Origin of the sequence: Streptomyces sp. (genome assembly GCF_019510245.1) — a bacterium.
GTDB lineage: Bacteria > Actinomycetota > Actinomycetes > Streptomycetales > Streptomycetaceae > Streptomyces.
Genome location: NZ_JAEKKT010000540.1, coordinates 1 through 1,252, shown reverse-complemented (window position 1 = coordinate 1,252; position 1,252 = coordinate 1). Strand labels below are relative to the sequence as shown.

The 1,252-nt window shown below is 70.4% G+C and carries 2 protein-coding genes; both read right to left on the bottom strand.

From position 1 onward, the window contains the following. Nucleotides 1-296 precede the first annotated feature (296 nt). Nucleotides 297-638 carry a hypothetical protein gene (locus tag JF597_RS55205; protein ID WP_294014826.1) on the bottom strand — a complete coding sequence of 114 codons (342 nt, stop codon included), beginning with the start codon at nucleotides 636-638 and terminating at the stop codon, nucleotides 297-299. A gap of 99 nt (nucleotides 639-737) precedes the next feature. Beyond that, nucleotides 738-1,252, bottom strand: a 515-nt coding sequence (locus tag JF597_RS55200; protein ID WP_294014823.1) for a GNAT family N-acetyltransferase, incomplete at its 5' end; no start/stop codon positions are given.

The window sequence follows — 1,252 nt, the reverse complement described above, 5'->3', positions numbered from 1 at the left end:
GTCTCAGGGTCACCGAGCTCCTCGTGGCGGCGGAGGTCCTGCTGACCGGCGGAACCAGCGAGCCCACGGCGTAGGCCGACGACTCAGTCCCCCGGCGCACCCTCACCGAACGGCTCGTCGCCCCGCCGAACCAGGCCCGATCACCCTCTGCACCACAAGACCGGCGCGCCCACGGCACAGCCCAGCAGCTCAGTCCCCCGGCGCACCCTCACCGAACGGCACATCACCCCACCCGAACCAAGCCCCATCACCCTCCACACGACCAGACCCGCGCGCCCACGGCACAACCCAGCGACTCAGTCCCCCGGGGTGTCCTCGTCGAACGGCTCGTCGCTCCACCGGAACCAGGCCCGGTCGTCCTCGATGTGCAGCAGGAACTCGGGCACGGGGCCGCCCGGCGCGTGCAGCGACACACGTCGCCGGATCTCGTCGTAGGCCTCCTCCCACTCCTGCCATCTCTCCTCGTCGTCCTCCTCCACGAGGGCGAGTTCGCGCGCGAACAGCTCGCGCACACCGGCGAATCCGGGTCCCGCCGTGAAACGGCCCGACAGCCACGGGAAGTCGGCTTCGTCGATCAGGATGTCCCCGACCCTCTCGTCACCGCTGCGCACCTTCCAGACCGCGCCCTCGAACCCCACCACGCCTCCCCCCACCGAGCCGACGATCACCACCACGACCAGCATGGCACCCGGCACTGACAGCCGGGACCGGACCGGCCGTCAGTGCCGGACGAGGACTCAGCCGACGCGCGGGGGACGGTAGTTCAAGCGCTCCCGTACGACGGGATAGCCCGCCTTGGCGAAGTTCGCGGCCATGGGGAAGTTCCCCCGGTCCGTCGCGGCCGAGACGAACTCGGCGCCCCGCTCGACCAGATAGTGGGTGCACTCGGCGAGCAGGTCGTAGGCATAGCCGTGGCCCCGGTGTTCCGGCACCACACCGATGAACCCGATGCAGGGCCCCGACGGGTTGTGTACCGGAATGTGGATCCCGGCCACGTCTCCCTGCGGGGTGTGGGCGATCTGCCACCACTCGCGCGGCGAGGGACACCAGTGGAAGAAGTCGAGTTCCTCCTGGGCGGCCCGGTCGAGTCCGTCCTCGTCGATGGCCTTGAGAGCGTGCGCGTCGAGGGTGGCGGAATGGATGCGCCGCAGCAGGTCGAAGAAGACCGCGTCGTCCGGTTCGGGCCGGAACTCGAGGCGTCCGGGCCGCTCGGGCAGCCCGTGCTCCGGCGTCCACCGGTAGAGGAACCGCT